We start from the raw sequence: 5,233 nt of genomic DNA on the forward strand, positions 1-5,233 counted from the left end.
CCGCGCGGGGCCGCGGGGGGGCGGGCGCGCCCCCGGGGGCCCCGCCGGCGAGCACCGAGGCGGCGACCGGGCCCGCGGGCGCCCAGGCGGCCACCGCGCCCGCGGTGTCCTCCGTGCCCGTGGCCGCCGCCGCGCCGGGTGCCCCGTCGCCCGCCGCCATGCCAGCCGCGGCGGACGGCCAGCGGCCGGCGGACGGCTCGCCCGCGCCGGAGCGCGCGGCCGAGGCTTCGGGGACCACCGCCGAGGCGCGGGACGCGGGCGGCGCCCAGCGGCCCGCCACGGCGCCGTTGGCCGCGGCCACGGAGGACCTGGACGCCTGGGACGCGGACGGCTGGGACACGGACGACGCCTGGGACCTGGACGCCGGGGACACCGACGCCGGGGACCTGGACGGCTGGGACACGGACGCCGGGGCGCGGTCCTCCCCGGCCGCCGACGACGAGCCGGCCGAGGACCGGCCGGCCTCGGGCGGCCGGGTGCCGGACGGTCAGGCGCTGATGGGCGGCCGGCGTTCGCGGCCGGCGGCCACGCCGGTGGTGGGCCGGCGGCCGACCCCGGCGTGGGCGGGGGTGGCCTCCCTCGACGGGCACCCGGACGCCCCCGTACGGGTCGCGCGATGTTGTCTGCCGCTGCCCGGCGACGAGCTCATCGGCTTCGTCGCCCAGCACAGCGCGGTGACGCTGCACCGCGGCGAATGCGCGAACGCCCAGCCGTCGGGGTCGGCGCGGGAGCCGCTACGGGTGCTGCACTGGGACGCCCCGAGCGAGCACGCCTTCCCCGCCGAGATCGCCGTGGAGGCCTTCGACCGGTATGGCCTGCTGGCCGACATCACCGAGGTGCTCTCGGACACGGCCGCCGGTCTGCGGGCCGCGTCGACGTCGACCTCGGAGGACCGGGTGGCGCACGCCCGGTTCACCGTCGAGGTGACCGGCCCGGAGCAACTGGACACCGTCCTCACCGCCGTCCGCACGGTCGGCGGCGTCTATGACTGTTACCGCGCCTGCCAGACCGGCTCATAACCGTTCGTGAACCGGCGGCGTCGCCCACCCTGGGCGGCGCCGCCGTCTCGTCCTCACCGAATCGGTCGTCTTCACCGAAAACCCGGACGGACCTCGGTCCTGGCCGGCGCAATACCGCCGGATGGTTTGTGCTCGTCCGGTTTCAGCCCTGGAGAAGGCGACGGGGGGCGGACAGCGCCGTCCCGCCGCGGACGCCGTCGGATATGGACCGTCCGGGGACGGAGTGTCGTGCGCCTCCCACCGGCGCCGAGTCAGACCAGCAGGGCGCGCAGCTGCTCGTCGAGATCGCGGACGGGCTGGGTGGACTGCCAGGGGGCGAGGCGTTCGCGGACGCGCTGGACGCGGGCCAGGCCCAGGGAGAAGTCGGTCTGGGCGACGATCGCGAGGGCGTCGGCGGCGAACCGGGCGGCGGCGTCGACGTCGCGGCGCTGGATGTGCACCTCGGCGACATCCCCGAGCAGCAGGGAGCGCTTCTTGGTGGCGGCGGGGCCGGCGGCCGCCAGGGCGTCGCTCGCGGCGGCGTAGGCGGCAGCCGGGCGGCGCAGCCGGGTGAAGGTGGTCACCCGCAGGCCGTCCAGCCGTCCTCGGTCGAAGAAGCCGGTCCAGACCCGGTCGGTCGGCCCGGCCGCGCCGAACGCCTCCTGGGCCCGGTCGAGGGCGGTCACCGCGGCGCGGCCGTCGCCGCGGGCAGCCTGCTCCTCGGCCTCCCGGGCGGCGAGCCACGCCCTGGTCAGCGGGTTGCCCGCGCGCCCGAGCCGGCGCTGCGCCTCGGCCAGCAGCGCGACCGCCTGGTCGTGGCGGCCGGCTCCGCTCGGCTGGTAGCTCTCGTAGCCCAGGACACATGCCCACAGCGCCGGGTCCTCGGCCTCCCTGGCGGCCTCGATCGCCACCCGGTAGTAGGCCAGCGCGGAGGCGTTGTCGCGCAGGTCGAAAGCCAGCCAGCCGGCGAGCGCGGCGGTCTCGCCGGCGGTGCTGGCGAGCTCGCGGCGGATCGGCGAGCGGGTCGTCGCCTCGAGCAGCTGGGTGAGCGTGCAGAGATGGCCGGTGACGCGGGCCATCAGGGTGCGCGCGGGCACCCGCTCCTCGAGGCCGAACAACCCGGCGGTCTGCTGGCTGAGCTGTTGCGCGAGCTCGGGGGTGACCGGGCTGCGGTGGCGCAGCGCGGCCGACAACCGGTCCCAGGGGGCCTCGTCGGAGGCGGCGGCCGTGGTGAGCGCCGCGGCGGCACCGACCGGGACGACGGCGACCCCGCCGGCGGCCATCATGCGCAGGAAGCCGCGGCGTTCGACGGGGATACCGCGCAGGTCCGCTTCGTCGGCGGCGCGCAGCACAATCGGGGCGTTCGAGGCGACGTTGGTGCCAGCGGAGCTTGTGGCCATCGTGTTTCCGGCCTGCGGGTCCACGACATCCGCTATACCCAGAATTGGAGCGGTCAAGCCTGGCGGGGCCAGATTTATCGCGGGGTCGTCGTCGATGAAGCCGAGCTCCGCCGACGACCGGTGGAATAGCGCCCGCAGCAGTCGCTGGTAACGCAGGCTCGGTTTCTTGTCGCCCTTCTCCCACTTGCAGATCATGTTGCCGGTGACGCCGGCCTCTCGGCCTTCGTGCAGCACCGCGAAGCGGCGCAGCTCGACCGCGAGCCTTTCCTGCGACCAGCCCTTTTCCTCTCGGCACAGCCGCAGGCGGCCGTTCGGGGTGCGCGTCGGCGCCGGAGCGGTCGGCTCCTGCTCGGCCGGGCCGGGCTTCGGGGCCCCGGGCCCGGCGGCGCCGGCCTCGGGGGCGGCCGGTCTGGCGCTCACTCGCGCCGGGTGTCTGGCGACGGGAGTGGCGATGCTCTCGGAACCGTTTCGCGCGAGCGTGGAGTGACCTCCGGCCAGTACGTGACGCGCCTGGGTCACGCCTGGCCGTGCCCCGGTCCCGAGCGGTGCGGGCATCGCGAACCCTCCAGGTCAGGCAATCGACACGATCAGCGTAACGCGCCGCGAAGTGGTCTCGGCTGCTGCCTAACCAAAAAAATTTACGGTCCGTATCGGCGTGGGATTTCATAAACGGAATGTAGCCGTGTGATCAGCGCGGCGTGTTCGCGCCGTGGTGCTCCTGTGGCGTGGTGTGACCGCAGGTGCATCGGGACGTGCAACTGGTCGCCACAACGGGCGTGCCGCTGGTCGTGCTGGCGCCCGTTCGCGGCTCCTCGACGCCGCTCGGAGCCAGCCGTCGCCGGGTTCGGGACGCGCCGCGCGGCGGCGTCGGCGGCGGCGCGCCGCCGCCGGGCGTGACCGCCGCCGGCCCGCGGCGGAGCCAGTGTGGCGGCGCGCACATCGCGCGCCGGTGTGCCCAACGCCCGGGGTTGTCAGAGGCGCCCCATAGAGTCAGACGCCGTGAGTGTCCGCGACCAGCAGCTAGGGCCCCTTGGCACCCGGCGGATCCCTGACCCGAGACCCGACGAGCGGCCCCTGCGGGCTTGGCAGCGCGCCGCGCTCGAGCGCTACCGCGCCGCCTCGAGCGTCAGCGGCCGTGACTTCCTGGCGGTCGCGACGCCGGGCGCCGGCAAGACGACGTTCGCGCTGCGGGTAGCCGCCGAGCTGCTCGCCGCCGGCGTCGTGACGGCGGTGTCCGTCGTCGCGCCCACCGAGCACCTCAAGCGGCAGTGGGCCGAGGCCGCGGCCGGCGTCGGCATCTCGCTCGACCCGAACTTCCGCAACTCCGCCGGCGCGACGTCGCGCGACTACCTCGGCGTCGCGCTCACCTACGCCCAGGTGGCCGCTCACCCGGCGCTGCACCTGGCCCGCACCAAGGCCCGGCGGACACTGGTGATCCTCGACGAGGTCCACCACGCGGGCGACGCGCTGTCGTGGGGCGACGCGATCCGGGAGGCGTTCACTCCGGCGGCCCGCCGGCTCGCCCTCACCGGGACGCCCTTTCGTTCCGACGTCAACCCGATCCCGTTCGTCACCTACCTGCCAGGACAGGACGGGGTGACCCGCAGCGTCGCGGACTCCTCCTACGGCTACGCGGACGCCCTGCGCGACGGCGTCGTCCGCCCGGTGATCTTCCTGGCCTACTCGGGTGAGATGAGCTGGCGCACGAGCGCCGGCGCCGAGCTGACGGCCCGGCTCGGGGAGCCGCTGACGAACGAGCAGACGGCCGCCGCCTGGCGGACGGCGCTCGACCCCAAGGGCAACTGGATCCCGGCGGTGCTGGCCGCCGCGGACACCCGGCTCACCCAGGTCCGCCGGGGGGGAATGCCGGACGCCGGTGGCCTGGTGATCGCCAGCGACCATGCCAACGCGCGGGCGTACGCCGCGCTGCTGCGCCGGATCAGCGGCACCGAGCCGACGGTGGTGCTCTCCGACGACCCGACCGCCAGCGACCGGATCGCGGCCTTCCGCGGCTCGACGGACCGCTGGATGGTCGCCGTCCGGATGGTCTCCGAGGGCGTCGACGTGCCGCGCCTCGCGGTCGGCGTCTACGCGACGTCGGTGGCCACCCCGCTGTTCTTCGCCCAGGCCATCGGCCGGTTCGTGCGGGGCCGGGGACGGGCGGAGACCGCGTCGGTGTTCCTGCCGAGCGTGCCCGTGCTGCTCGACCTCGCCGGCCAGATGGAGGTCCAGCGCGACCACGCGCTCGACAAGCCGCTGCGCGAGCCGGATGCCTTCGACGACGAGGCGCTGCGCGAGGCCAACCGGCGCCGCGACACCACGGACAAGCCGGATTCGCCGTTCACCGCGCTCGAGTCCTCCGCCGAGCTGGACCGGGTCATCTTCGACGGCGGTGAGTTCGGCGCTCCCGCGCCGGCTGGCTCCGCCGAGGAGGAGGACTTCCTGGGTCTGCCAGGTCTGCTGGAGCCGGACCAGGTCGCCACGCTGCTACGCCAGCGCCAGGCCGCCCAACTGGCGGCCGAGCGCGGCCGCAAGGCGAAGGCGGCGAAGCAGGCTTCCACCGCGCCCCCGCCCCCGGCCGAGGCTGAGACCGAGGACAGCCGCCCGGTGCACGAGGTGATCGCCGAGCTGCGTCGTGAGCTCAATCGGCTGGTGGCGTCGAACAACCACCGCACCGGCCGTCCCCACGGCATGATCCACGCCGAGCTGCGCCGTACCTGCGGCGGCCCGCCCAGCGGCCAGGCCACGGCCGCCCAGTTGCGCGCCCGGATCGACACCATGCGGAAATGGAATAGCTGACGCTCGGACGGGTGAGGGGCTGGCCCGCGCGTGACG

Annotated in this window: 3 protein-coding genes; 2 read left to right on the plus strand and 1 reads right to left on the minus strand. The window is 75.3% G+C overall.

Features of this window, described 5'->3' with window-relative positions; translation table 11 throughout:
* Positions 1-1,019, plus strand: a 1,019-nt coding sequence (locus I6A81_RS44510; RefSeq protein ID WP_238441611.1) for an ACT domain-containing protein, incomplete at its 5' end; no start/stop codon positions are given.
* 251 nt (positions 1,020-1,270) lie between these two features.
* On the opposite strand, the gene I6A81_RS40205 is transcribed toward I6A81_RS44510, so the two are convergent.
* Complete coding sequence (locus I6A81_RS40205; RefSeq protein WP_203007705.1) at positions 1,271-2,953, minus strand: helix-turn-helix transcriptional regulator; 1,683 nt, start codon at positions 2,951-2,953, stop codon at positions 1,271-1,273.
* Positions 2,954-3,397: 444 nt separating this feature from the next.
* On the opposite strand from I6A81_RS40205, the gene I6A81_RS40210 reads away from it, so the two are divergent.
* Complete coding sequence (locus I6A81_RS40210; RefSeq protein WP_203007704.1) at positions 3,398-5,197, plus strand: DEAD/DEAH box helicase; 1,800 nt, start codon at positions 3,398-3,400, stop codon at positions 5,195-5,197.
* The last annotated feature ends 36 nt before the right edge of the window (positions 5,198-5,233 follow it).

This window comes from Frankia nepalensis, from assembly GCF_016786325.1.
Taxonomy (GTDB): domain Bacteria; phylum Actinomycetota; class Actinomycetes; order Frankiales; family Frankiaceae; genus Pseudofrankia; species Pseudofrankia nepalensis.

Coding starts and splice junctions, on each gene's coding strand:
- I6A81_RS40205 (WP_203007705.1), bottom strand. CDS start 2,953: ATGCCCGCACCGCTCGGGACCGGGGCACGGCCAGGCGTGACCCAGGCG.